The sequence below is a fragment of the Paraburkholderia franconis genome, from assembly GCF_009362735.1.
In the GTDB taxonomy this organism is placed as follows: Bacteria; Pseudomonadota; Gammaproteobacteria; order Burkholderiales; family Burkholderiaceae; genus Paraburkholderia; species Paraburkholderia franconis.
The window spans coordinates 13,801-39,874 of the sequence record NZ_WHNP01000033.1; the positions used below are offsets into that span (position 1 = coordinate 13,801).

Annotated in this window: 21 protein-coding genes and 4 pseudogenes; 21 read left to right on the plus strand and 4 right to left on the minus strand. The window is 61.7% G+C overall.

The features are described 5' to 3' along the window. The first annotated feature begins 116 nt into the window (after positions 1-116). Positions 117-659 (plus strand): DoxX family protein, encoded by a 543-nt coding sequence (locus GCT13_RS28755; protein ID WP_152763848.1) that lies wholly within the window; start codon positions 117-119, stop codon positions 657-659. A 485-nt stretch (positions 660-1,144) separates the two neighbouring features. Here the strand turns inward: GCT13_RS28755 and GCT13_RS28760 are convergent, their stop codons facing one another. Next, positions 1,145-2,401 carry a hypothetical protein gene (locus tag GCT13_RS28760; protein ID WP_152763850.1) on the minus strand — a complete coding sequence of 419 codons (1,257 nt, stop codon included), beginning with the start codon at positions 2,399-2,401 and terminating at the stop codon, positions 1,145-1,147. 5 nt (positions 2,402-2,406) lie between these two features. Next, a complete protein-coding gene (locus GCT13_RS28765) occupies positions 2,407-2,799 on the minus strand; it encodes a hypothetical protein (protein WP_152763852.1) in 393 nt (130 codons plus the stop codon). 167 nt (positions 2,800-2,966) lie between these two features. On the opposite strand from GCT13_RS28765, the pseudogene GCT13_RS28770 reads away from it, so the two are divergent. After that, positions 2,967-3,371, plus strand: a pseudogene (locus GCT13_RS28770) (tannase/feruloyl esterase family alpha/beta hydrolase); the annotation flags it as partial. A gap of 173 nt (positions 3,372-3,544) precedes the next feature. Here GCT13_RS28770 and GCT13_RS28775 read toward each other — a convergent pair. Then, positions 3,545-4,495, minus strand: a complete 951-nt coding sequence (locus GCT13_RS28775) for a LysR substrate-binding domain-containing protein (RefSeq protein ID WP_152763856.1) — start codon at positions 4,493-4,495, stop codon at positions 3,545-3,547. 125 nt (positions 4,496-4,620) lie between these two features. Here GCT13_RS28775 and GCT13_RS28780 point away from each other — a divergent pair, with 125 nt between their 5' ends. The 12 genes and pseudogenes from GCT13_RS28780 to GCT13_RS51335 all read left to right on the plus strand — a co-directional run. Then, positions 4,621-5,793: a M20 aminoacylase family protein gene (locus GCT13_RS28780; protein ID WP_321574678.1), complete on the plus strand. Its 1,173-nt coding sequence runs from the start codon at positions 4,621-4,623 to the stop codon at positions 5,791-5,793. Between the two features lie 18 nt (positions 5,794-5,811). Next, the gene (locus GCT13_RS28785) at positions 5,812-7,161 is read left to right on the plus strand and encodes an MFS transporter (protein WP_152763858.1); all 1,350 of its coding nucleotides are present in this window, start codon (positions 5,812-5,814) and stop codon (positions 7,159-7,161) included. 386 nt (positions 7,162-7,547) lie between these two features. Continuing rightward, complete coding sequence (locus GCT13_RS28790) at positions 7,548-8,036, plus strand: NUDIX domain-containing protein (protein ID WP_152763860.1); 489 nt, start codon at positions 7,548-7,550, stop codon at positions 8,034-8,036. A gap of 101 nt (positions 8,037-8,137) precedes the next feature. Continuing rightward, positions 8,138-8,855 (plus strand): IS6 family transposase gene (locus GCT13_RS28795; RefSeq protein ID WP_407670873.1). Its coding sequence is split into 2 segments (ribosomal slippage): positions 8,138-8,620 and positions 8,622-8,855, totalling 717 coding nucleotides; the frame shifts between segments, so codons are not numbered across the junction. A 67-nt stretch (positions 8,856-8,922) separates the two neighbouring features. Next, a pseudogene (locus GCT13_RS28800) lies at positions 8,923-9,228 on the plus strand (M20/M25/M40 family metallo-hydrolase); the annotation flags it as partial. 717 nt (positions 9,229-9,945) lie between these two features. Further along, positions 9,946-10,635 (plus strand): ABC transporter permease, encoded by a 690-nt coding sequence (locus GCT13_RS28805; protein ID WP_152763864.1) that lies wholly within the window; start codon positions 9,946-9,948, stop codon positions 10,633-10,635. Beyond that, positions 10,632-11,345: an ABC transporter permease gene (locus tag GCT13_RS28810; RefSeq protein ID WP_321574679.1), complete on the plus strand. Its 714-nt coding sequence runs from the start codon at positions 10,632-10,634 to the stop codon at positions 11,343-11,345. Before GCT13_RS28805 ends, GCT13_RS28810 begins: the two co-directional genes overlap by 4 nt. A gap of 31 nt (positions 11,346-11,376) precedes the next feature. Continuing rightward, positions 11,377-12,144: an ABC transporter ATP-binding protein gene (locus tag GCT13_RS28815; protein ID WP_152763866.1), complete on the plus strand. Its 768-nt coding sequence runs from the start codon at positions 11,377-11,379 to the stop codon at positions 12,142-12,144. 80 nt (positions 12,145-12,224) lie between these two features. Then, complete coding sequence (locus tag GCT13_RS28820; protein ID WP_152763868.1) at positions 12,225-13,001, plus strand: ABC transporter substrate-binding protein; 777 nt, start codon at positions 12,225-12,227, stop codon at positions 12,999-13,001. A 93-nt stretch (positions 13,002-13,094) separates the two neighbouring features. Then, positions 13,095-14,210, plus strand: coding sequence for a succinylglutamate desuccinylase/aspartoacylase family protein (locus GCT13_RS28825; RefSeq protein WP_152763870.1), 1,116 nt, complete (start codon positions 13,095-13,097; stop codon positions 14,208-14,210). Between the two features lie 359 nt (positions 14,211-14,569). Next, a pseudogene (locus GCT13_RS28830) lies at positions 14,570-14,884 on the plus strand (LysR family transcriptional regulator); the annotation flags it as partial. Next, positions 14,885-15,137, plus strand: a pseudogene (locus tag GCT13_RS51335) (methyl-accepting chemotaxis protein); the annotation flags it as partial. Positions 15,138-15,873: 736 nt separating this feature from the next. On the opposite strand, the gene gcvA reads toward GCT13_RS51335, so the two are convergent. Then, positions 15,874-16,767 carry a transcriptional regulator GcvA gene (gene gcvA, locus GCT13_RS28840; protein WP_321574682.1) on the minus strand — a complete coding sequence of 298 codons (894 nt, stop codon included), beginning with the start codon at positions 16,765-16,767 and terminating at the stop codon, positions 15,874-15,876. Positions 16,768-16,970: 203 nt separating this feature from the next. On the opposite strand from gcvA, the gene GCT13_RS28845 reads away from it, so the two are divergent. The 7 genes from GCT13_RS28845 (at position 16,971) to GCT13_RS28875 (ending at position 25,821) form a co-directional block, all read left to right on the plus strand. Then, the gene (locus GCT13_RS28845; RefSeq protein ID WP_321574684.1) at positions 16,971-17,816 is read left to right on the plus strand and encodes a transketolase; all 846 of its coding nucleotides are present in this window, start codon (positions 16,971-16,973) and stop codon (positions 17,814-17,816) included. Continuing rightward, positions 17,813-18,808 (plus strand): transketolase family protein, encoded by a 996-nt coding sequence (locus GCT13_RS28850; protein WP_152763876.1) that lies wholly within the window; start codon positions 17,813-17,815, stop codon positions 18,806-18,808. The genes GCT13_RS28845 and GCT13_RS28850 overlap by 4 nt, the downstream gene beginning before the upstream one ends. Positions 18,809-18,874: 66 nt before the next feature. After that, a complete protein-coding gene (locus tag GCT13_RS28855; protein ID WP_152763878.1) occupies positions 18,875-19,639 on the plus strand; it encodes an SDR family NAD(P)-dependent oxidoreductase in 765 nt (254 codons plus the stop codon). Positions 19,640-19,825: 186 nt separating this feature from the next. Then, a complete protein-coding gene (locus GCT13_RS28860) occupies positions 19,826-20,869 on the plus strand; it encodes a TRAP transporter substrate-binding protein (RefSeq protein WP_152763880.1) in 1,044 nt (347 codons plus the stop codon). A 5-nt stretch (positions 20,870-20,874) separates the two neighbouring features. Continuing rightward, a complete protein-coding gene (locus tag GCT13_RS28865; RefSeq protein WP_407670876.1) occupies positions 20,875-22,734 on the plus strand; it encodes a TRAP transporter large permease in 1,860 nt (619 codons plus the stop codon). Between the two features lie 118 nt (positions 22,735-22,852). Beyond that, a complete protein-coding gene (gene tkt, locus GCT13_RS28870) occupies positions 22,853-24,829 on the plus strand; it encodes a transketolase (RefSeq protein ID WP_152763969.1) in 1,977 nt (658 codons plus the stop codon). A 35-nt stretch (positions 24,830-24,864) separates the two neighbouring features. After that, the gene (locus tag GCT13_RS28875) at positions 24,865-25,821 is read left to right on the plus strand and encodes a D-2-hydroxyacid dehydrogenase (protein ID WP_152763885.1); all 957 of its coding nucleotides are present in this window, start codon (positions 24,865-24,867) and stop codon (positions 25,819-25,821) included. Positions 25,822-26,074: the final 253 nt, after the last annotated feature.

The following is a 26,074-nucleotide window of genomic DNA, read 5'->3' on the forward strand; positions in this document are numbered from 1 at the left end:
TAACCGCATCCGATATCCCGTCGATGTATTGAATGAGCGTTGCACATCGCCGCTCGCCAGACGCGCAACCGCCAGAGAAGCGCGCCTCTTTTCTTTACAGCTATCCACGTCCGCTCATGAACAGCCTCCGCTCCCTTCTTGCCGTATTCGATCCGTCATGGCTCGTCGCACGCTTGACCCGCTATTCGCCGCTACCGATCCGCTTCATCGTCGGTTATGGCTTCATGGCGCATGGATACGCGAAACTCGTCAAGCATCCCGAGAACTTCGCCGCCATCCTGCATGCGCTCGGCGTGCCGGCGCCGCATCTGATGGCGTGGGCAACCATCGTCGTCGAACTGCTAGGCGGCTTTGCGATCCTGGTTGGCGCATTTGTGCCACTCGTCGCGGTGCCGATGATCGTGGTGCTGCTCGTCGCAACCTTCACCGTGCATCTGCAATACGGATTCACGTCGATCAAGCTGATGTCCGTCGTGAATGGGGTTCCACGATTCGGGCCACCCGGGTATGAGACGGATGCGCTGTATGTCGCCGGGCTGATCGCTCTGCTTTTCAGTGGCTCGGGACCGTTCGCGATCGATGCCATACTCAAGCCGCTTTACACCCGAGTCGCGCCCGGGTCACGTGCGTTCAATTGCTCTCATAGATCAGAACTATAGGCGACAGAGGGATGCCTGAAAAACGAGCGCACGATCCCCGGGTTTTGCAGTTCGCCGCTGAGTCTCCTCTTCGTACGCCGCGAACCAGAAGGCGCCCTTCGCGCTTCACCGCAGACAAATTCGAAGCACGCGAGAACTTTGGCTGGTTTGCTCTTTATATGCCAATCGAAGCGTGATTTATTGGACGACCTGAAACCGGCCGAATCGCCACCCGCATGACGCTAGTCGCCATTTGAAGCATGCAGCGGACGAGCGACGCGATTGGCGCGCTGCCCAGTTGACCCGTCATGACGCGCGGTCGAATGGCCGTTTGCTTGGGCGGGGCAGCCGTCTGAATGTCCGAACGACTCGAAAAACGAACGACGCTACCTGGCCGCTTGTCGCCCGTCACTGGCAACGCAGAAGCCGTGGATCGCCTTTTAGAATGCCGCGGAACGAGATGGCGGCTGCCGATCCGAATCGGGACGCATACAGACATGGTCAAGCTACGCAAGACGGCTAACGAGACCACCTGCGAACGTTAATTTTTCGTCGAGCCTCGATTGAGCTGGTCCAGCACGCCACACGGAGCTAGCCGTCGCATACCTCTCGTGAGCGAGGCTAGCCACCTCTCGATAACCGGTTACCAAGGCCAGCTCGATGAGTGCATCCCCGAGGTCTTCCAGGTCGCCGCTAATATCGATCGGATCGGAAGTGGTGTTGGCCTCAGTCATGTTCGCGAGGTGATCCCGCGCCGCACATGCTGCGAGCAGGCAGGGCGCGGATCGAAGCCGCTTCCCAGATTCCTGCATAAGCTCCGCGAGCCCCTTAAGACCGGTCCAGGCCGAGCCTTGCCGGACCCTCGCAATCAGGTCACACGCCGCACCCAAGCTCGCATCTACAGGAACCTCCATCTGGCGCTCGTTAGCATTGGGGCAGCCCACCAGATTCCAGACGTCTCCAAAATCAACACCCCGCTGAGCGAGGTCGCTCATGAACGGAAGTACGTCACCGTCCACACCTTGTCCCAGACCAAGAGCGAGCGTGGCACGCACCAGGCAAGCCCATCTGAGCGAAGGATGACTCGAGACAAGTTCCGATGCCTCTGCAAATCGGCGCGCAGCATCGTCGTAGTCCAACTGCATCAGGGCTACGTTGGCCTGTTCGGCTAGCAGCTTGACAGCATTTAGCGTGGCGCGACGCTCGTCCTCCTCGGCGATTCGCGCTCGCTCGCGGGCCTGAGCCATTGCCATGATTTCATTATTCGCCGCTTGACCGAGCTCCCTTTGCGCTTCGGCGAAAAGCCCTTTGGACAGCATGCGCTCTACGCAGTGCTTCAGTTCCGCCGCATACCGGCTGTCCAGTTCCAGCGAGACAATGGTCGCCTCTGTGCGCCTGTACCCCTGCGTGATCTCGATCAGGCGGGCAGGGACGTTTTTGGGCCGTACTTTTTGCTCGTCGATGACTTTAAAAAGTGAAGTGAGCACGGCTGGTGGAATATGCAGCCGGGACGCCAACCCAGATATCGGTGCTCGGCGTTGATCCTCGCTGGATACGGGTGTCCGCCCTGAGGCGATCTCTACTAGCCTCATCAGATCCGGCGGACTCTCGTTGCTGATTTCCTGAACGATAGTGAGGTTAATGTTATAAGTCTGGTCGCCGCCAATGATGTCTCCGCCGACTTTTCCGACATGGCCGGAAATATTGACCCCACCAGTCCGACCGGCGGATTTCCTTTGCTGGCCATTGTTCGATGCGACCATCACCGCTAATTTCCCCGCAGCCTGTCAAGTACGAAGGCAGCCGCATCACCACCAATCTGCGCGAGAATGGGCGTGGCAAAGGTATTCACAACCGCACTCGCCGCGTCCGGCACCAGCCCAACCAGGCCATCCACAAGTCTGGCGACCAAACTGTCCTTGGCGTCCTTACCCTTTGCGACCTCGGTTTTCAACTCCTCTAGCTTCGCAAAAGCCTCCGACTGCGTTTCGGGTGGCGCGGCGCTTATCGCTTGGACCAGTGGTCGAAGCGCGTCATCGAGTTCAGTTGCGGCCAATGGACTGACAACCTTGTTGCCGCCCACGATGTCGCCTCTTACAGACCCTACGCTCCCGCTAATATTCACGCCGCCGCTCTGACCTTCGTTTCTGTTCTTTCCCATTTCAGCCTCATGCCTGCGGAACAAAGCAAAAAGAGATGAAACACGCGAACTGCCGCCCTCTTCTCCATAGCCATGCTAGCCGCGGCGTCAATCGCCGATTCAGTGGCGGCTAGTCATGAGGAAACCCCGCGGCAGAGAGATAAATGCGATCGTCGATACAAAGGCGGATTCAACCGACCGACGCAAACCTGACGCGCTTCATGCGGCGCGGCGGCAAATTGCTGATGGCGCACGGCACCATAGATCAGACCGTCAGCACGCGGGCAACCGAGATCTACTATCAGCGCCTGCTGTTCACGATGGGTTTTGGTGCCGTCGAGTCGTTCGTACGCTTCTATGAGATTCCGGGCTTGCAGCACGCGGTAGGCACCGAGTTCAACGCATCGTGGGACTCGCTCACGGCGCTGGAGAACTGGGTCGAGCACGGGACACCGCCGGTGCATCAGGTCGTCACCGATACGGCGGGCGTGCCGGGACGCACCCGGCCACTGTGCCAGTATCCGACGTGGCCTGGCTATAACGGCGCGGGCGATGTGAATAGCGCGGCGTCGTTCACCTGCGTGCGTGGCTAGTCCACTCACGCCGCGACGCGCGGATGGCTGCGGCGTCTGTAGCCGCCGAGTCACGAATGGGTGAAAGCAGCCCGCATCCGCCGTAGCGATGCCGGCATCTGAACATCGGGTATCGCGCACGACTGGTCTGTTTGCCGTGCCAACGCAGCGCGGCCGCCGATCAGGTGCCGCGTCTAGAACAGCAATTCGATCGAGTGAAACAGGCGGCGGCTGCCGGCATCCTGCGACCGCGCGCCTGCGTCGATCACTTCGCGCAGGCATTCGATAAAGCAGGCACCTGCAGGGCTGACGGGCACGCCGCGCCGCGATGTGATGCTCACGATGGTCTCATCGACGATCTCGCGCAACGGCAACGCGCGCAGATTCTCTTTCGCGATGTTCACTTCGACGAGCGGCCACGGAAAGATGCTGAGGAAGTCGGTCTGCTGAAGCAGGCCCAACACGATCGCGAACGAATGCGCGAGATGGATCGTATGAGGCACCTTCATCCCCCGCTTGCGGAACAGGTTGTCGGCCATCGACTCCCGGCTCGCCGGGTCCCAGTTCAACACCCACTCGGCATCCTGCAGTTCATGCAGCGTACGGCACTCGCCAAGCGGATGCCCGCGTCGCGCGACCACGGCTGAATGCGTCGAAAAAAGCGGCACATTATGAAACTCCGATTGCGGCGACGCTGGCGGCGGACGGCCGATCGAAAAGTCGAGGCTGCCGTCGCGCAGACGCGGCTGCACGACGGCCAATAACCCTTCGAAGAATTCGAGTTGCACATCGGGCATCTTCTGCTTGAATCGGTTGACCGTCTGCGGCAGAAACGTCAGCGCAAGCCACGGCGTCACGCCGACCGACAGCTTGCCCGCGGCCGCACCGCGCATCGCTTCCAGTTCCGCTTCCGCGCGCGCCAGTTGCCCGAGCACGAGCCGCGCGTGCACGACGAGCGCACGCCCGTATTCAGTGAACGCGACGCCGGATGCGCCACGAATCACAAGCGGCGCGCGCAAATCGGCTTCGAGTTCGCGCACTGACTTGGTGACGGCAGCGGGCGACAGGCCCAACTGACGTGCCGCGGCACGGATGCTCCCCGTTTCGGCGATCGCGGCGAGCGTGGTGAGTTGATGCAGTTTCATTTGTCGGTTGCAGGCAGTGTGGCATCACAAGTGGCAACTGTTGGTTGTCACCGTAACCGTTTCCCGTCTGCCCGTCAAAAAAGCAGTTGGCTATGCTGGTCTCACATTACCAAGGAGACAGCAGCGTGAATACGATGGTCATCCCCGCCGGCATTGCCGGTCTCGAAGAAGAAATGATTGCCTTGCGCCGCCAGATTCACGCGCATCCCGAGCTGGCTTACGAGGAGCACGTCACGGGCGATCTGGTTGCCGCGAAGCTCACCGAATGGGGCTACACCGTGACGCGCGGGCTCGGCAAAACGGGCGTTGTCGGGCAACTGAAAGTCGGCAGCGGTGAGCGCAAGCTGGGCCTGCGCGCCGACATGGACGCACTCCCCATCCACGAGCAGACCGGCCTGCCATACGCGAGCAAGCTGCCCGGCAAAATGCACGCATGCGGCCACGACGGCCATACGGCGATGCTGCTCGCCGCGGCGAAGCACCTCGCACAGGATCGCTCGTTCGACGGCACGCTGAACGTGATCTTCCAGCCCGCCGAAGAAGGCCTCGCGGGTGCAAAGAAAATGATCGAAGATGGCCTCTTCAGCAAATTCCCGTGCGACGCCGTGTTCGCGATGCACAACATGCCTGGTCATCCGACGGGCAAGTTCGGCTTTTTACCGGGGCCTTTCATGGCGTCGTCGGATACCGTCATCGTCAAAGTGACCGGGCGTGGCGGTCATGGAGCGGTGCCGCACAGGGCCGTCGATCCCGTCGTCGTGTGTTCGCAGATCGTGCTGGCGCTGCAAACCATCGTGTCGCGCAACGTTGCGCCGCTCGACATGGCGATCATCACCGTCGGCGCAATTCACGCAGGCGAAGCGCCGAACGTGATTCCCGAAACGGCGGAGATGCGTCTCTCCGTGCGCGCGCTGAAGCCTGACGTACGCGGCTATCTGGAGACGCGCATTCAGGAAGTCGTTCACGGACAGGCGTCCGTGTATAACGCGCGCGCCGAGATCGACTATCAGCGCCGTTACCCGGTGCTCGTCAACGATGCGCTGATGACCGCCTTCGCAACGCAGGTGGCGCGCGAGTGGGTCGGCAACGATGGACTGATCGACAACATGCAGCCGTTAACGGGCAGCGAAGATTTCGCGTTCATGCTCGAGCAATGCGCGGGTGCGTATCTGATCATCGGCAACGGGGACGGCGAAGGCGGCTGCATGGTCCACAACCCCGGCTACGACTTCAACGACGATTGCCTCGCGACGGGCGCCGCCTACTGGGTGCGTCTTGTGCAGGCGTTTCTGGCCTGACGCGTTCGGGAGACGGACATGACATACACCGCCGCATCGGCTTCCACGCCAAACAGCAACGCGTCGACGAGCGACGCTCAACCGCAGCACGTGAGCCACGCGAAAGCGATTGCCGCAATCACGCTCGGCAACGGCCTCGAATTTTTTGACTTCACGATTTATAGCTTCTTCGCGACGATTATCGGCAAGCTGTATTTCCCCGTCGAAGGGCAGCTTGCACAACTGATGCTCGCGGTCGGCACGTTCGGCGTCGGTTTCATCATGCGGCCCGTGGGCGGCGTGCTGCTCGGCGCGTATGCTGACCGGGCGGGGCGCAAGGCAGCGATGAGTCTCACGCTCTGGCTGATGACGCTCGGCTCCGCGATCATCGCCTTCGCGCCGACGTATGCATCGATCGGATTCGCAGCGCCTGCGCTCGTGATCCTCGCGCGGCTGGTTCAAGGCTTCGCGTTGGGCGGTGAGATCGGCGCATCGACGTCGCTGTTGATGGAATATGGCAGCGACCGCACGCGCGGTTTCTACGGCAGCTGGCAGTTCGTGAGCCAGGGCTTGAACACGGTGGTGGGCTCGCTGCTGGGCGTCGCGCTTGCGGCGATGCTGTCGACGCATGCGCTGGAAAGCTGGGGCTGGCGCGTGCCGTTCGTGATCGGCATGGCGATGGGGCCGATTGGCGTGTACATCCGGCGGCATCTCGACGAAACACTGCCGCTGCCTGCATCGCCCGAAGATACACCGGCCATCGAGGCATCGGCGGTGACGCGGCCCGTGCGGGAGATCTTCGGCACGCATCTGGGCGTGATCGCGACGGGCGTCGTGACGACGATCGGCGGCACGGCGGCAAATTACATCGTGCTGTTCTATCTGTCGACGTACGCGATCAAGATCCTGCATCTGCCGATGTCGCTCGCGTTGTGGGCGTCGTGGACGGCGGCGTTCGTCACGGTGATCTGCTCGCCGTTTGCTGGCTCGCTGTCGGACCGCTATGGACGAAAGCGCGTGCTGTGGGTCTCGCGCGCGTTGCTGATTGCGGCGGTGTACCCCGCGTTCATCGTCATCAATGCCGTGCCCACCGTCCCAGTGTTACTGGCTGTGGTTGCCGCGCTGGGCGTTCTCGTTGCATTCACGGCGGTGCCCAATATCGTCATGCTGCCTGAGATGTTTCCGCGTGCGATTCGCGCGACTGGGATGTCGATTGTCTATTGCCTCGGCGTGTCGATCTTCGGCGGCTTCGCACAATTCTTCGCGACATGGCTGATTCAACTTTCGGGCAATACGCTGGCACCCGCGTGGTATCTGATCGGTTGCGGGCTGGTTTCGCTGCTGCCCTTGCCGTTTATTCGCGAGACGGCGGGCCGTCCGATCGACTAAGGGAAGGGACGCCTTCTGATGTCGCGGGTTGCTCTCTCACGCCTCGACGAGGCTCAGCCCTCCGATTGATTATCGATTTGAATGCCGGTCCATCGCGCGAGTGCAGCCCATAATCCAGTCCAATCGTGAATGAAGGTCCCGCGCGAGCGTTGCCGAATTGCCGCCGCTCACCGCCACTCACCGCCGTTGCGGGCGTTCGTCGGGCCAGGAACGACGGCAGGTCGACATATGCCCTTGAATGGTTGGCTATCGCTATCCCGAGAGCGAGCAGCCTCCGGATAAACTACGGTTCACAAACAATCGTATGACAGACGCTGACTGATCCAGGCCGCTCGAGCGCGGCGAACTGGACGATCCTCTGACCATGAATGGAAAGGAGAAACCTCATGCCGAGCCTTGAGCGAGCCCAAGCGGCTGTGCTTGTCGACTCTGTCTGGCGCATCGTGCTTCGCCTCGGATTTCCGCTCGCTCGCGCCTGGTGGCACGTTCGACGGCCTCGCCATGAGGGTGCGCTAGTAGCAATCCACGTCGGGCAGGCGCTGTTGCTCGTAAAGTCATCGTACCGCGCCGAGTGGGGTTTTCCGGGTGGCAGCATCCGGCCAGGTGAGACGCCCGATGCAGCGGCGCAGCGCGAAATGGAGGAGGAGATTGGTCTCTCTTCGTACCCATTGGTCCCGGCGGGCAGCGTCTGCGGCACGTGGGACGGCCGCAGAGACCGCGTGCACTACTTCGAGCTGCACCTCGATCGCATACCCGAGTTGCAGCTCGATAATCGTGAGATTATTGCCGCGCGTCTGGCATCGCCGGAGGAGTTGCGCAGCATAGCGCTGACAGGGGCAGTCGCGGCGTTTCTCGGCAGAGATCGCTGCGGCTAGCTGAGCCCTTTTGCGCTCGCGTTTAGCGCCGTGAATTGGGTAGTGTCGCAGTAAGGCGCTGCGGTAAGATTCGCCACCCCAACATGGTTGGCGGCCACACAATGGCGAAAACGAAGAAGACGCTGCCTCCAGGCATCGGCACAGTGCTCAAGCGCCTGCACTACCCGGTGGATGTGATTCTGCTGTGCGTGCGGTGGTACGTGGCCTACTCGCTGAGTCTGCGCAACCTCGAAGAAATGATGGCGGAACGCGGTGTTGACGTGGACCATTCGACGGTGCACCGCTGGGTCATCAAGCTCGTGCCGCTGTTCGAAAAGGCGTTTCGCCGACACAAACGTCCGGTCGGTACCAGTTGGCGCATGGACAAGACGTACGTCAAGGTGGGTGGCCGGTGGAAATACCTGTACCACGCGGTGGACAAGGCCGGCAACACCGTCGACTTCCTGCTGCGCGCCCGTCGTGACAAGACCGCAGCCCGGCGTTACTTCGAGAAGGCGATCGGGCGCAACGGCGAGCCTGAGACCGTCACCATCGATAAGAGCGGCGCGAATCGGGCTGCACTCGAGGCCCTGAACGCTGAACGCTGAACGGGGAACGCCCATCCAGATCCGGCAGGTCAAGTACCTGAACAACCGGGTCGAGCAGGACCATCGCGCAATCAAACGCATCATCAGGCCGATGATGGGCTTCAAGGATTTTCGCTGCGCGCGCATCATCCTGTCCGGCATCGAGGTCATGCATATGATTCGCAAGGAGCAGATGAAAGATGACGGCATTGCCCGAACTGTCGCCGACCAGTTCTATTCTCTGGTGATGTAAGCAGTACTACTCATAGTAGCCGACGCTCGTCCTGCCATCCTTATCGCGACAAAATCCGAGAATCTCCATCGAATACACCCACGGCTACCCCGTGTTAATCAACTCGGAGCGTGAAACTGCGTTGGCCCGCGAGGTCGCGGAAGAGCTGGTCGGCGTGAGCCGCGTCGTGGCATCGTTTCCCATCATTGCGGGCAGTGAGGACTTCGCTTTTTTGCTGCAGCAGAGCCCGGGCTGCTTTCTGCGTCTGGGAAACGGCTTGAATGCGCCTACGCTGCACAGTGCGCAGTACGACTACGCCGGCGAAAATCTCGTTATTGGCGCTGCATTCTGGACTCGGCTCGTAGAACGTTTCCTCGGCTCGGACGCAACCTGAGCGAACTGTATCGACTGCATGTGGGCGCACCTTCTTTCAGCCCATGTCGTTCGCTGGAACGGACGGCAGTTGCGGTTTCATTCGCCCAGCATGCGCAATTTCTCATTCGATGTGCGGGTGAGCCGATCTGAGCGGCGATCTGCCCGCCGCCTATGCGACGTTGTTACCCGCTGCGGATGTGGCGCTTCCGAAACAAACCACGCGATGTTGTATGGACAAGTTTCCAATAGGATGCGCGAATGACTTCGTCTATGACAGTTCTGCGTACCCCGTCAACATCCGTTCTCACCTGTTTTAGTGCCTGAAACAGGGCGTCTTTTGACTTCCGCATCGAGCACGTGTTGGTAATAACACCGATTGTTGGTTCCTGAGATGTCTCGATAATTGTATATACAAGCTGCGGAACCGCCCTCGGACGTCAGTCCGGGGCATCTAAGGCTTTCGATAGGGTCGCTCGCATGCGGGATGCCGCATCGAACATCGCTTTCGGCGACTTTCATGAAGAAGCGCGTTCGCCCAAAGCGAAGAGCGAAGAGCGAAGAGCAAACAGCTTTCGTCCACATGGTCAAGGATGGGACATACAAGAGGAACGAGTTGCGGTATTTCGACTTCGACGTGTGCGGCGGTTAACTGCTGTCGCATTCACTCGCATCAACACAGGGGCACAGGCTGCGCGGACGCGCGGCGTGCGCTCCCTGTCACCAGGGACATCCTTCCATGCTTTTTCAAGGCTTCGGCCCGCTGCTGCTGGCGGGCACGCTCGAAACTCTCAAGCTCGCGGTTCTTTCGCTCACTGCGGCCTTTCTGCTGGGCCTCGCCGGCGCCGCGGCGAAGCTCTCGCGCAATCGCATGCTCGCGCGCCTCGGCGCGATGTACACGACGCTGATTCGCGCGGTACCCGACCTTGTGCTGATGCTGCTGCTGTTCTACAGCATTCAGATCTGGCTCAACGACGTGACTGACATGCTCGCCATGGACCAGATCGACATTGATCCGTTTGTGGCGGGCGTCATCACGCTCGGCTTTATCTACGGCGCGTACTTCACCGAAACCTTTCGCGGTGCCTTTCTGGCCGTTCCCCGCGGGCAAATCGAGGCTGGCTTCGCATACGGCATGAACTCTACGCGCGTGTTCGTGCGCATTCTGTTCCCGCAGATGATGCGCTTCGCGCTGCCGGGCATCGCCAACAACTGGCAGGTGCTCGTGAAGGCGACTGCGCTCGTTTCGATCATCGGTCTCGCCGACGTTGTGAAAGCCGCTCAGGACGCGGGCAAAGCGACACAGGCATTTTTCTTTTTCACGCTCGCAACCGGTGCAATCTATCTCGTGATCACCACCGTTTCCAACCTGGCATTGCACCACCTCGAAAAGCGCTATTCGATCGGTGTGCGGAGGGCTGCGCTGTGATCGAACTCATTCACCAATACTGGCCGAACTATCTTTACAGTGACGGCTTCAACTACAGCGGCCTCGTCATCACACTTTGGCTGCTGGTCGTTTCGATCGCACTCGGCTTTCTGCTCGCCGTGCCGCTCGCCATCGCGCGCGCGTCGCGCAACCCTTTTCTTTCGCGACCGGTCTGGCTCTACACCTATGTGTTTCGCGGCACGCCGCTCTACGTCCAGTTGCTGCTTTGTTACACGGGCATCTACAGCCTGCACTTCATCCATTCTCACGAATGGCTCGGAGCGTTCTTTCGCAGCGCGATGAACTGCACGCTGCTGGCTTTCACGCTGAACGAATGCGCCTACGCCACCGAGATCTTTGCCGGCGCGATCAGGGAGACCTCGCACAGCGAGATCGAAGCCGCCCGTGCTTATGGCATGTCGAATTACAAGCTCTATTCGCGCATCATCCTGCCCTCCGCATTGCGGCGTGCGTTGCCCGCCTACAGCAATGAAGTAATCCTGATGCTGCACGCCACGACGCTGGCCTTCACCGCGACCGTACCCGACATCCTGAAAGTGGCACGCGACGCGAATTCGGCCACCTATATGACGTTCCAGGCATACGGCATCGCAGCCGCTTTGTATGCGTCTATCGTGTTCGCCCTGATCTGGGTATTTCGCCGCATGGAAATGCGAATGCTGGCTTACCTGAAACCTCAAGGGCACTGAACCCGTCCAGCCCTGATGGAGAGCATTGAGAATGTACAAGCTGACTGTCGACGATCTGCACAAGAAGTTTGGAGAGAACGAGGTCTTGAAGGGGGTATCGCTCAAGGCGAAAGCCGGTGATGTGATCAGCCTGATTGGTTCTAGCGGCTCGGGAAAGAGCACGTTCCTGCGTTGCATTAACTTCCTCGAATTGCCGTGCTCCGGGCGCATCACGCTGAACCGCGAGGAAATCCGCACCACGACTAACGGCAGAGGCGGGCTGCGCGTGAGTGACCCGAAGCAACTGCGGATGATGCGCACGCGTCTGTCGATGGTCTTCCAGCATTTCAACCTGTGGGCTCACATGACCGTGCTCGAGAACATCATCGAAGCACCCGTGAGCGTGCTGGGATTGAGCCGCAGCGACGCGCAAGCGCGCGCCCGAAAGTACCTCGACAAAGTGGGGCTTTCGGCCGATGTCGAGCAGAAGTATCCGTCGCATCTGTCCGGTGGCCAGCAGCAGCGCGTGGCGATCGCCCGCGCGCTGGCGATGGAACCGGAAGTCATGCTGTTCGACGAACCGACCTCCGCGCTCGATCCCGAACTCGTCGGCGAGGTGCTGAGAGTGATGCAGGCGCTCGCAGAAGAAGGCCGCACGATGATCGTCGTGACGCATGAAATGGGCTTCGCGCGGAATGTTTCGAATCACGTTGTCTTCCTGCACAAGGGCAAGATCGAGGAGCAAGGCGACCCGCGTGAAGTGCTGACCGCACCGCACAGCGAGCGGCTGCAGCAGTTTCTGGCAGGACGGCTGAAGTAAGCCCATTCGATGCACTTCGTGCTCGAAATTTCCCGGCATCTCCATCAATCCAACTTTCACAACCTTTGGAATTCACATCAATGAAGAAGTTTGCTCTGTTCATGGCGACCCTGGCGATCGCAACCTCCGCCTGCGCGAAGGACTGGTCCGCCGTCCGGTTCGGTGTCGATGCGAGTTACCCTCCTTTTGAATCGAAGAGTGCGAACGGCCAGCTGGTCGGCTTCGATATCGACCTGGGCAACGAGATCTGCAAGCGACTGAATGCGAAGTGCGTGTGGGTCGAGAGTGCGTTTGACGGCATGATCCCGGCGCTGAAGGCGAAAAAGTTCGACGGCGTGCTGTCGGCGATGTCGATGACGCCGCAGCGTGAAGCGCAGATCGCGTTCTCGGCGAGGCTGTTCCACACGCCGACTCGCCTCGTTGCGAAGAAAGGCTCGAACCTCCAGCCGGCGGCAGATGCGCTGAAAGGAAAGGCGGTCGGTGTCGAGCAGGGCTCGATCCAGGAAACCTATGCAAAGATCAACTGGACGCCGAAGGGCGTGAATGTCATACCCTACCAGGACCAGGACCAGGTCTATGCAGACCTGACCTCGGGCCGTCTCGACGCGGCACTGCAAGACTCCGTGCAGGCCGACATGGGCTTTCTGAAGACCGCGCGCGGCGCAGGCTTCGCGTTCGCAGGCAGCGAACTGACCGATCCGCAGGGGACGCTCGGCAGCGGCGCCGCCATCGGTCTGCGCAAGGAAGATACCGACCTGAAGGCAAAGATCGACAAGGCGATCGCGGACATGATCAAGGACGGCACCTACAAGAAAATCGAGGCCAGGTACTTCGCATTCGACGTGTACGGCACCTGACACACACGGGGACCGTGACGCTCTGCAGCGATCGCCTGAATCGCAATACCTCATCCCGCGCGCCGGTATCATCCGGCGCGCGCTCAACCCATCATGCAAACACAAACGCACCCGTTGATCTCCCCGGCGCTCGGCACGCAGCGGCACCTGACGAGCTTCCACTATGGCCCTGCGGGCGGGCAAAAGGTCTACATTCAGTCGTCGCTGCACGCTGACGAGTTGCCTGGCATGCTCGTCGCCTGGACACTACGCAAGCGCCTCGCCGCGCTGGAGACGGCGGGCAAGCTGCGCGGCGAAATCGTCATCGTGCCCGTGCCGAATCCGATCGGGCTCAACCAGCAGCTGCTCGGCCAGATGCTCGGCCGCTTCGAAACCGGCACTGCGTCGAACTTCAACAGGAACTTCCATGACCTGGCCGCGCTCGTGATCCCCCGTATCGAGCCTCGGCTGACCGGCGACGCGCAACAGAACCTGCTCGCCGTGCGCGACGCCACGCGAGAAGCACTGGACGAGCAGACGCCAACCACCGAGCTCGAATCCCAGCGCCTCGCGCTGCAGCGACTGTCATACGACGCCGACATCGTGCTCGATCTGCACTGCGACTTCGAAGGCGCGATGCATCTCTTCACAAACCCCGACCTGTGGCCGGACGTCGAGCCGCTCGCGCGCTATCTCGATTCGAACGCCTCGCTGTTCGCGCTCAATTCGATCGGCAATCCATTCGATGAGATCCACAGCTTCTGCTGGTCGGAGTTGCGGGCGCGCTATGGCGAGCGCTATCCAATACCGAACGGCTCGATTTCGGTGACGATCGAGCTGCGCGGTCAGGCGGACGTGACCTACGCGTTCGCCGAGCGCGACGCGAACGCAATCGTCGAATACCTGACCTACCGAGGCGTCATCGATGGGACGCCCGCGCCCTTGCCGCCGCTCGAGTTCGACGCGACGCCGTTCTCCGGCACCGAGCCCCTCCTCGCTCCCATCTCCGGTGTGCTCGTGTTCCGCACGCCGATCGGCATCTGGGTCGAACCCGGCCAGGCGATCGCCGACGTCGTCGATCCACTCGCCGATCGCGTCGTCACGATTACCAGTTCCATCGCCGGCGTGCTGTATGCGCGGCGGCGTGCGCGCTTCACCACCGCCGGGCAGGAGGTGGCGTGCATCGCTGGGGCCAAGCCGATTCGCAGCGGCTCGTTGCTTCCGAACTGAACGCATCACGGCGCCGGATCTCGTATCTCTCCGTGAAGATGCTTGAATCCACGATCGTCCGTGAATGCCGCGACAGCGTCGTTCGACTGCGGGTCGACGTCAGGTCAATTCCGCGTACATGTCGGGTTGGTTGAACGTCACGGTTCAACTGTAATCCTGGCCCGCGCTCGAATCACGACGATCCGCTCGGACACGTCGTTCTTCGACAAAACGGCAATAACGTGTTGCCTGGCTAGCCGGTTGAATGCACGATAGATCGCTCATTCCGGATTGCACGGTCGACTCCCCTTGCACGAATGAGATGCCGGCGGCGTTCCTTGCAGGCGCAAAACCATAGCTTCACCAAACCAGATTCCTTTATGCACCACCTTCCTGATCTAGAAGCCTGGGCAATCTTTGCGCGTGTGGCCCAAACGGGTTCGTTCGCAAAGGCCGCCGAGGCGCTCGGCATGTCGCAGCCCACGGTCTCGAAAGCAATGTGTCGACTCGAGCAGCGGCTCGGCACGATGCTTCTGTATCGAACCTCGCGCAAGCTCTCGCTCACGCCGACAGGCGAGATACTGCGGGAAAGAGCGCTGCGCTTGCTGAAGGACGCCGAGACCATCGAGTGCGATGCGTCCGCGCAGGCAGTCAGGCCATATGGAACGGTGCGCGTCAACGCGCCAAGCACGTTTGTCAACGAAGCCGGGTCGATGATGACGCAAATCGTTGGCGCAATCGAGCGCGTGAGCGTCATCGTGAATGAAATCAGCACGGCCAGTGCGGAGCAGAGCACTGGTGTCGGAACAGGTTGGTGAAGCAGTCAATCAGATGGATCAAACCACGCAGCACAATGCTGCGCTTGTCGAGGAAAGTGCTGCAGCGGCTGAAAGTCTAAGGCTGCAGGCTGCACAACTCGTCGAATGCGTCGCACAGTTTCGGCTTTGAGGAAAGCATGTTGCGCGTCGGAGCGTCGCAAACCAATGACTATCAACGGATGTTAAGCGGTAGCGTTTAACCATACACGGCAAGGCGACGATTCATTATGTCGTCCACTGCCATACAGCATCGGGATCGGTTTCGTTGACGTCAGGTAACAGGCTTCGCGAGCTTGTCCCGTACCAACTGCGCGTTGTGCGTCATTGCCCCTCCCTGCCTCCCGACAGCCCGATACGACACGTAAGCGGCGATCATGGCCGTCGATCGTCTGCTCACCTGCGCTGTACTCAGCGTGGGTTCCGCCATGGGAAGTGGCTTCCAGCCGTTCGGCGAGGCACACGTGGTCAATGATGTGCCTTCAAAGACATCCGTGCGTGTCGTCATCGATGACTTCGTCTGTGCACGATGTATGTTGATGCTGTTGCCTCTGTAGAGCATGGGATTCCGGTAGGGCGCGATCTCAGTCCGTCCCATGCCGCGTGACGCTCTCCACTTCATCCTCGACGTGACGGCGTGAGATGGCCAGCGCCGCATGGTCCAGAAAGGGGTGATCGTACTTTTCGTGCGGGAAATGGCGGCTAGCCTTGAAAAGAGCGAAAGATCAAGGCTTGCGCTTCGCGCAGACTCGTGCGGCATCCAAAGGCGGCGAAACCTTTATGCAGGCGGTTCGGTTTCATGAAGCCGCCAGCAATCAATCGAAAAGTACGTTCACCCAAAGAAGCGGCCCGATCTGTCCAACCGCGCCTCAGCCCGTCTCGAGTTCCGCAAACAGCCAGTCCTGAAAACGCTTCAGCTTCGGCAGATCAGCGCGCGATTTGAGCAGGTTCAGCGTGTAGCCATTCACCCTCAATCCTTCGAGTCCCAACGGCGCCACCAACGTGCCCGTCTCCAGTTCGCGCTGCACGAGCAGCAGGCTCTCCAGACACACGCCCATGCCGTCCGCCGCCGCGCTGATCGCCATGAACGAGCGATCGAAACGCGGACCGCGCGTGATATCGAGCACGACCTTGCGATGCAGCCGCATCCAGTCGCGCCATCCGACGAGACACCCTTCGCTATGAATCAGCGTGTGATTTTTCAAATCCGCGACCGAGCGAATCGGATGCTCGCCGTTCGCGAGTCGCGGCGAACATAACGGCACGATCGTTTCAAGCGGCAAGTCCAGCACCATCGTCCCCGCCGGTTGCAGCCGCCGCGCGCCATAGCGGATATCGATATCGACGGATTCCTTGATCAGATCGACAGGCGCGGACGACGCATTCAGCCGCACATCGATATCCGGATGCATCGCACTGAAACGCGCGAGCCGCGGCATCAGCCATTGCGTCGCGATGCTCGGCGTCGCGTGTACGGTGAGGATGTCGCTCTTCTCGACGCGGCCGATATCGCGCGTGGCCTTGTCGATACGCGCGAATGCCGCGCCGATTTCCTCTGCATATTGACGGCCCGTGTCCGTGAGGATCACCGCGCGATGCACGCGGTGGAAGAGCCGCACGCCCAATTGATCCTCCAGCAGCTTGATCTGATGACTGATCGCAGAGGGCGTCACGAACAGTTCGTCTGCTGCGACCGCGAAGGACGAAAGCCGCGCAGCGGCCTCGAAAGCCTGAATGGACTTGAGTGTGACGCGATTGTGCACTGCAGCGTTCGGTTGAATTGAATTCACTGATGAGCCACTTTAATTCGTTTGAGCCAATGTGTTCAAGCAGATACGCTTCCAATCACTCGCAGCGATCTCGAAGCAAGGGATTACCCGAATCTGCGAGCACGACGAAACATCCCGCCATGAATCACTCCGCGCCTGGCCTTCACCGAGCCCGGCGCCGCAAGAAGGAGACACGCGTGAATACGAGCGAAGCCGGGCGCACTGCCCAACTCGCGGAACACGCCTATCGCATCCGCCGCAACGCGCTGCTGATGGGCGAAGTACAGGGCCAGGGCTACATAGGCCAGGCGCTCGACATTGCCGACGTACTGGCCGTCGCCTACTTCGGCGCCATGCGCTACCGCCCTGAAGATCCCGAATGGGAAGGCCGCGACCGCTTCCTGCTGTCGAATGGACACTACGCGATCGCGCTATACGCGGCCCTCTTCGAAGCCGGCATTCTGCCCGCCGACGAGCTCGAAACCTACGGCAGCGACGACAGCCGCCTGCCGATGTCCGGCATGGCCAGCTACACGCCCGGCATGGAGATGTCCGGCGGCTCGCTCGGCCAGGGCCTGACGATTGCCGTGGGCCGCTGCCTGGGCCTCAAGCGCAAGGGCTCGGACGTATTCGTCTACACCCTCTTCTCCGACGGTGAACTCGACGAAGGCGCGATCTGGGAAGGGCTGATGTCCGCCGCGCACTGGAAGCTCGACAACCTGATCGCCATCGTCGACGTGAACAACCAGCAGGCCGATGGCCCGTCGACGCAGATCATGGCGTTCGAGCCGCTCGTCGACAAGCTCGAAGCGTTTGGCTGGTACACGCAGCGCGTGAACGGCAACGACATCGACGCCGTCAGCCAGGCCTTCGACAACGCCCGCCGTCACGACAAGGCGCAGCCGCGCATCATCGTCTGCGACACGAAGATGGGCTGCGGCGTGCCGTTCCTCGAAGAGCGCGAGAAGAACCACTTCATCCGCGTCGATGCGCACGAGTGGAAGCTCGCGCTCGAAGCACTCGATGCCGGGAGGCAAGCATGAGCACCGTCGCCAGGAAGCGCCTGAAAACCTCCGCGATGATCGCGTCGATCGCGGGCGAAGGCCAGGTCACGCGTTCCGCGCCGTTCGGCCATGCGCTGGCGGAACTGGGGCGCGCGAAGACCAACATCATCGGCATGACGGCCGACCTCGGCAGGTACACCGACCTGCACATCTTCGCGCAGCAGTTTCCCGAGCGTTACTACCAGATGGGCATGGCCGAGCAGCTGCTGATGGGTGCCGCAGCGGGTTTCGCGCATGAAGGCGCGCAGCCGTTCGTCACCACGTATGCGGTGTTCGCCACACGACGCGCGTATGACTTCATCCATCAGACGATCGCCGAAGACAACCTCGACGTGAAGATCGTCTGCGCGCTGCCCGGCCTCACGACCGGCTACGGTCCCAGCCACCAGGCCGCCGAAGACCTCGCGCTGATGCGCGCGATGCCGAACATGACGGTGATCGATCCGTGCGACGCGCTCGACATCGAGCAGATGGTGCCCGCCATCGCCGCGCACAAAGGGCCCGTGTATGCGCGCCTCCTGCGCGGCAATGTGCCCGTCGTGCTCGACGAATACGACTACCGCTTCGAACTCGGCAAGGCGAAGCTCTTGCGCGACGGCAACGACGTGCTGCTGATCTCGTCGGGGATCATGACGATGCGCTCGCTCGAAGTCGCAAAGGCGCTGGAAGCGGACAACATCGGCGTAGGCGTGCTGCACGTGCCGACCATCAAACCGCTCGATACGGCCACGATCCTGCGCGAAGCGAAGCGCACTGGCCGCATGGTGATCGTCGCGGAGAACCATACGGTGATCGGCGGGCTCGGCGAAGCGGTGGCGCGCACGCTGCTCGGCGCGGGCGTTACCCCTCCGTTCCGCCAGATCGCGCTGCCCGACGAATTCCTCGATGCCGGAGCGCTGCCCACGCTGCACGACCGCTATGGCATCTCGACGGAAACGATGTGCGACACCATCAAAGGCTGGCTGGGCTGACACCCGTTTAGCCAATAGCCAAACCACAACCCTTACGCAAGCAATCATTATCAGGAGCACAGCATCATGTCAGAGTCACGTCTTCTCGAAGGCAAGGTCGCCGTCATTTCCGGCGCAGCATCGCCGCGTGGAATCGGCATGGCCACCGCGCGCATGTTCGCGAAGCACGGCGCAAAGATCGCGATCCTTGATCTCGACGCTTCCGCGGCACGCGACGCGGCCGCCTCGATCGGCCCCGAGCATCGCGGCTATGCGTGCAATGTCACCGACCGGCAGGCATGCCAGGCCGCCGTCGAGCAGATCGTCGCCGACTTCGGCGCGATCGATGTTCTCATCAACAATGCGGGCGTCACGCAAGCCGTAAAGCTGCTCGATATCGATCCGGAAAGCTGGGACCGCATTCTCAATGTGAACCTGCGCGGCGTGCTATATCTGTCGCAAGCCGTCGTGCCGCAGATGAAGAAGCAAAAAAGCGGCTCGATCGGCTGCATGTCGTCGGTGTCGGCGCAGCGCGGCGGCGGCATTCTCGGCGGCCCGCACTATTCGGCAGCGAAGGCGGGTGTGCTCGGCCTTGCGAAAGCGATGGCGCGCGAACTCGGTCCCGACGGCATTCGCGTGAACTGCGTGACGCCCGGCCTGATCCAGACCGACATCAACGCGGGCAAGATCAGCGACGACAAGCGCGGCGAAATTCTCGCGGGCATTCCGCTCAACCGTCTCGGCGTGCCGGACGATGTCGCGGGCGCCTTTCTGTTTCTCGCGTCGCCGATTTCGTCGTACATCACGGGCGCCGTCATCGACGTGAACGGCGGCATGCTGATTCACGGATGACTCACGGCTGATCCGTGCTGAAGCGCGAATAGCACCCAACGGCGCGCAGCAGCCGGGTCCGGCCAGCCGCGCGCAATACAGGCAGCAGCAACAGTGGCCGGAAACAGGCAAACGCGCCGCAGAGCGTGTTGTCCGGGCAAGACAACTACACCGATACATCCCAAATCCGTATTGGAGGAGCACATCATGAGCAACCGTTCGACCATCCGCAGCGGCATCGACCGACGCACCTTTCTGAAAGCGGGCGCAAGCGTCGCTGCGGCAGCACCGCTGTGGGGCCTGTCGATCCGACGCGCATCGGCTGCCGACTTCTCATACAAGCTCGCGACGGGCCAGGACCCGACGCACCCGGTCAACATCCGCGCGCAGCAGGCGTGCGACAAGATCCGCGCCGCGACGAACGGCAAGCTCGACATCAAGGTTTTTCCCGCGAACCAGCTCGGCTCGGATACCGACCTGCTGTCGCAGGTGCGAAGCGGCGGCGTCGAGTTCTTCAATCAGGCGTCGTCGATTCTCGCGACGCTCGCGCCCGCTGCCGGCATCGTCAACACGGGCTTTGCGTTCCCCGACTACGACACCGTCTGGAAAGCGATGGACGGCGATCTCGGCGCGTACATCCGGGCGCAGATCGAGAAGACAGGCATCGTCACGGTGTCGAAGGTGTGGGACAACGGCTTCCGCCAGGTCAGCTCATCGACGCGCGTCATCAAGCAGCCGGGCGACCTGAAGGGCTTCAAGATCCGCGTGCCGCAAGCGCCGATGCTCACGTCGCTCTTCAAAGCGCTCGATGCTGGCCCTGCGCCGATCAACTTCAACGAGCTGTATTCGGCGCTGCAAACAGGCGTCGTTGAAGGACAGGAGAACCCGCTGCCCATCATCGCGACGGCCAAGCTCTATGAAGTCCAGAAGTCGATCAGCCTGACGTCGCATGTGTGGGACGGCTACTGGATTCTCGGCAACAAGCGCGCATGGGAGAAGCTGCCCGCCGACATGCGCGCCATCGTCACGCGCGAATTCGAAGCGGCAGGCATGCTCGAACGCGCGGATATCGCGAAGCTGAACGGGTCGCTACGCAACGATCTGAAGGCCAAGGGCATCAATGTCGTCGATGTGGACCGCCAGGCGTTCCGCGACGCCTTGCGCAAAACGAGCTTCTATAGCGACTGGAAAGCGAAGTATGGCGACCAGGGCTGGAGCACGCTCGAAAAGTACGTCGGAAAACTGGTATGAACACCATGCACACCGCTACTTTCCCTCAACCGTCGCCGCGCCGAATCGTCAATACGATCGACACGGTGCTCGGATACATGGTGGAGATTCCCGCCGCGCTGCTGGTCGTCGCTGAAATCTTCGTGCTGCTGGCGGGCGTGACGAGCCGTTATGTGCTGCGCACCCCGCTCGTCTGGTCCGATGAACTCGCCTCCATGCTGTTCCTCTGGCTCGCGATGCTCGGCGCTGTGGTCGCGCTGCGGCGCGGCGAGCATATGCGAATGACGGCGCTCGTCGGCAAGGCATCGCCGTCCGTGCGCGCGTTTCTCGAGCTCGTCGCGATCGCCGCTCCCCTCGCGTTCCTGCTGCTCGTGATCGGACCGGCTGTCGAGTTCGCGCAGGACGAAGGCATCATCACGACGCCCGCGCTGGAAATCTCGAACACCTGGCGCGCGGCGGCGCTGCCCATCGGCTGCGTGCTGATGCTCGTCGTCGCGTGCCTGCGCCTGATTCGCGTGGCCAACTGGCACATGACACTTGCAGCGCTCGCGCTGGTGGCCGCGATCGCGGGCGGCTTCGTCGCGATGAGTCCCGTGCTGCAAGCTCTGGGCAACGTGAACCTGCTGATCTTCTTCGTGGGTCTCGTCGCGTTGTGCGTGCTGTCGGGCGTGCCTATCGCGTTCTCGTTCGGCCTCGCGACATTCGGCTATCTCGCGCTGACGACGAGCACGCCGCTGAGCGTCGTCGTCGGACGGATGGACGAAGGCATGTCGCATCTTATCCTGCTCTCGGTGCCGCTCTTCGTGTTCCTCGGGCAACTGATCGAGATGACGGGCATGGCCAACGCGATGATCGCGTTTCTAGCGAGCCTGCTCGGCCACGTGCGCGGCGGTCTGTCGTATGTGCTGGTCGGCGCGATGTATCTGGTGTCGGGCATCTCCGGCTCGAAGGCGGCCGACATGGCAGCCATCGCGCCCGTGCTGTTCCCGGAGATGAAGGCACGCGGCGCGAAGCCGGGCGACCTCGTCGCGCTGCTCGCGGCCACGGGCGCGCAGACGGAGACCATCCCGCCGAGCCTCGTGCTGATCACGCTCGGCTCGGTGACGGGCGTGTCGATCTCCGCGCTCTTCACGGGCGGCATGCTTCCCGGCATCGTGCTCGCGATCACGCTGTGCTCTGTCGTGTGGTGGCGCTATCGCGGCGACGATCTGTCGAACGTGCGGCGCGCCGCGCGCGGCGAAGTGCTGCGCAAGCTCGCCATCGCCTTCCCCGCGCTCGCGCTGCCGTTCGTGATCCGTTTCGCGGTCGTCGAAGGCATCGCGACGGCCACGGAAGTCTCGACAATCGGCATTGCGTATACGGTGCTTGCGGGTCTCCTGATCTATCGCCGCTTCGAATGGTCGCGCCTGAAGCCAATGTTGATTGACACGGCCGCGCTCTCCGGCGCGATCCTGCTGATCATCGGCGCAGCGACGGGTATGGCGTGGGCGCTCACGCAGTCCGGGTTCTCAGGCCAGCTCGCGCAGGCGATGGCCAAGCTGCCCGGCGGCGCCGCGATCTTCATGGCCGCTTCGATGCTCGTGTTCATCGTGCTCGGCAGCGTGCTCGAAGGCATTCCCGCGATCGTGCTGTTCGGCCCGCTGATGTTCCCGATCGCGCGGCAGATGGGCATTCACGATGTGCATTACGCGATGGTCGTGATCCTGTCGATGGGCGTAGGCCTGTTCGCGCCGCCGTTCGGCGTCGGCTACTATTCGGCGTGCGCGGTGAGCCGCATCCATCCCGACGAAGGCATGAAGCCGATCATCGGCTACATCATCGCGCTCGTGATCGGCCTGATCGTCGTCGCAGCCGTGCCGTGGATCTCGACCGGCTTCCTGCACTGACGCATTGCGCTGCGTCTCTGTCTTCCGCCGAAGACGCAGCGCCCTCTTCCCTCTTTCAACACTTGCGATAGCCGCCGCCCATGAGGCGAGGCGGCAAGGAGAAGTCATGTCCGACATCATGCCGTTGCGCGCAACGCGGCCGCTCGCCAACGCGATCCGCTTTCTCGCCATCGACGCCATCGTGCGCGCCGGCGAAGGTCACCAGGGCGTACCGCTCGGCATGGCCGAAATCGCGACTGCGCTGTTCACGCAGCATATGAAGTTCAATCCCGCCGATCCGCAATGGCCCGATCGCGACCGCTTCGTGCTGTCCAACGGACACGGCTCGATGCTGCTGTACGCACTGCTGCATCTGACGGGCTATGCGGAGTTCGGCATCGATCAGATCAAGACCTTCCGCGAGATGGGCTCGCATTGCGAAGGCCATCCAGAATTTGATCCCGCAGCCGGAATCGAAGTCACGACGGGGCCGCTCGGACAAGGCATAGCGAACGCGTTCGGCATGGCCGTTGCCGAAGCCTACCTGAACGCGAAATTCGGCGACGATATCGTGAACCACTACACGTATGCGTTCGTCGGCGATGGATGTCTGCAGGAGGGCGTCGGCCAGGAAATGATTTCACTCGCGGGACACCTGAAACTCGGCAAGCTGATCCTCTGCTGGGACGACAACCGCATCACCGACGACGGCAGCACGTCGCTGTCGATCAGCGAAGACGTGAGCGAACGGTTCCGCGTCGCGGGCTGGCATGTGATCGAAGTCGACGGGCACGATCTCGATGCAGTCGCCGCGGCGTTCGCGGAGGCGAAGCGCGACCCGCGTCCGTCGATGCTGGCATGTCGCACGGTCATTGCGCGCGGCATCGCCCGTTTGCAGGGACAACGCGGCGGGCACAGCGGCAAGCTGTTTGCAGCCGATGCCGATGCGGCTCGCGGCGAACTGGGCTGGCCGCATGCGCCGTTCGAGATTCCCCTCGACGTGCTGCAAGCCTGGCGTACCGCGGGACGGCGCAGCGAAAGCGAGTATCTCGCGTGGCATGAGCGCCTCGCTACATTGCCCGACGACGCGCGCGCCGAGTTCGAGCGCATTCAGGCAGGCCGTTTGCCCGAAGGCTGGCAGCGCGTACTCGACGACTACCGCAAGCAGGTCGTGGAAAAAGGCGAAGCCCAGGCGGGCATCATGATTTCTGCCGAGATCAACGATCTGCTCGCACAGTTGCCGGAACGCATGGTCGGTTGCGCGGACCTCGAAGCGCCGACGAGCCACAAGCGCAGCCTTCATGCGTTCACATCGGAAGATCGCAGCGGCGCGTATGTGCATTGCGGCGTGCGCGAGCATGTGATGGGCGCGATGGCGAACGGCATGGCCGCGCACGGGGGCGTGATACCGCTCGCCGTCACGTATCTCGCGTTCTCCGACTACGAGCGACCCGCGATGCGCATGGCCGCGTTGATGGGTCTGCCCGTGAAGTTCGTGTTCAGCCACGACTCAATCGGCGTCGGCAAGAACGGGCCGACGCATCAGCCGGTGGAGATCCTCGCATCGCTGCGCGCGATGCCGAACATGTATGTGTTCCGTCCCGCCGATGCTGTCGAAGCCGCCGAATGCTGGGCGCTCGCCTACGAGTATCGCAGCGGACCGAGCACGATGGTATTCGCGCGCCAGATGCTGCCGCTCGTTCGCACGCGCCTGACCACCGACAACCTGTGCGCGCGCGGCGGGTACGTCCTCGCTGAGGCCGAAGGCGGCGAACGCCTCGTCACGCTACTTGCGACGGGCTCGGAAGTCGCGCTGGCCGTCGCGGCGCGCGAACGTCTGCAAAAAGAAGGAATTCCGACCGCCGTGGTCTCGCTGCCGTGCTGGGAACTGTTCGACGCGCAGGACCGCGAATATCGCAAGACTGTGCTCGGCGCGAACACCGTGCGCATCGGCATCGAGGCCGCCATGCGCTTCGGCTGGGACCGCTATCTCGGCGAACGCGGTGGCTTTGTCGGCATGAAGGGATTTGGCGCGTCAGGTCCCGCCGAAACGCTGTACGAACACTTCGGCATCACGCCGGCGCATATCGTCGCTGAAGCGAAGCGTCATCTTTGATCCGACCTCATCGAGCAACTCCAACAGGAACCAGCATGCAGAAGATCGTCTTCCTCGATCGCGCGACACTCGCGCCACAGATAAAGCTCGCACGGCCGACATTCGAACACGAGCTTGTCGAATACGAGCATACGCGAGCCGATCAGGTCGCCGCGCGTCTTGACGGCGCAACCATCGCCATTACCAATAAGGTGCCGCTGACCGCGGAGGTGATCGCGCAATTGCCGTCGTTAAAACTCGTCGCCGTCGCCGCGACGGGCACCGATTGCGTCGATAAGGAAGCGTGCGAGCGTCATGGCGTCAAGGTGACGAACATTCGCGGCTATGCGCTGAACACCGTGCCCGAGCATACGTTCGCGTTGATGCTCGCGCTGCGCCGCAATCTGATCGCGTATCGCGACGACGTGCTGAACGGCGAGTGGCAGAGGTCCGGCCAGTTCTGTTTCTTCAATCACGCGATACGTGATCTCGGCGGCATGACGCTCGGCATCATCGGCGAAGGCGTGCTTGGTCAGCGCGTAGCCGAGATTGCGAAGGCGTTCGGTATGCGCCCGCTATTCGCTGCGCACAAGGGCCGCGAAGGACTCGGACCGCTGTACACGCCATGGGACGAAGTGCTTGCGACGAGCGACATTATCACAATACACAGTCCGCTAACGCCACAAACGCCCGGCATGCTCGCGATGCCCGAGTTTCGCGCGATGATGCGCAAGCCGCTTGTGATCAATACGGCGCGCGGCGGGCTCGTCGATGAAGATGCGTTGGCGCGCGCGCTCGAAGAAGGGCTGATCAGTGGCATAGGCTTCGATGTGCTGTCGAGCGAACCGCCCAGCGGCGACAATCCGCTGATGCGCATTGCGAATCGGCCGAATGTAATTGTGACGCCGCATGTCGCTTGGGCATCGGATGAGGCGCAGCAGGCGCTTGCCGATCAGTTGATGGATAACATCGGCGGATTTGTGCGCGGCGCGCCTGTCAATATTGTCGTTTAGTGTCCGCGATGGGCGCGGTTGTGGTTCGCCTGGCTTTTCGCTGGCATCCGCGCTGCGCCTCGCGGTACGAGCGCTACCCTGTACGGTCGGCACTTACTTTCTTTGACAACGCCGCAAAGAAAATATGTAGCTCACAACGCAGATCTAAACGGCGATATCACGTGGCCCGATGCGGCTTGCAAAAGAACAAACCGCGATTTTCCGGGAATAGCAGCGATTATCGGCATATCGATTTCAATATAGTTTTTCGTAA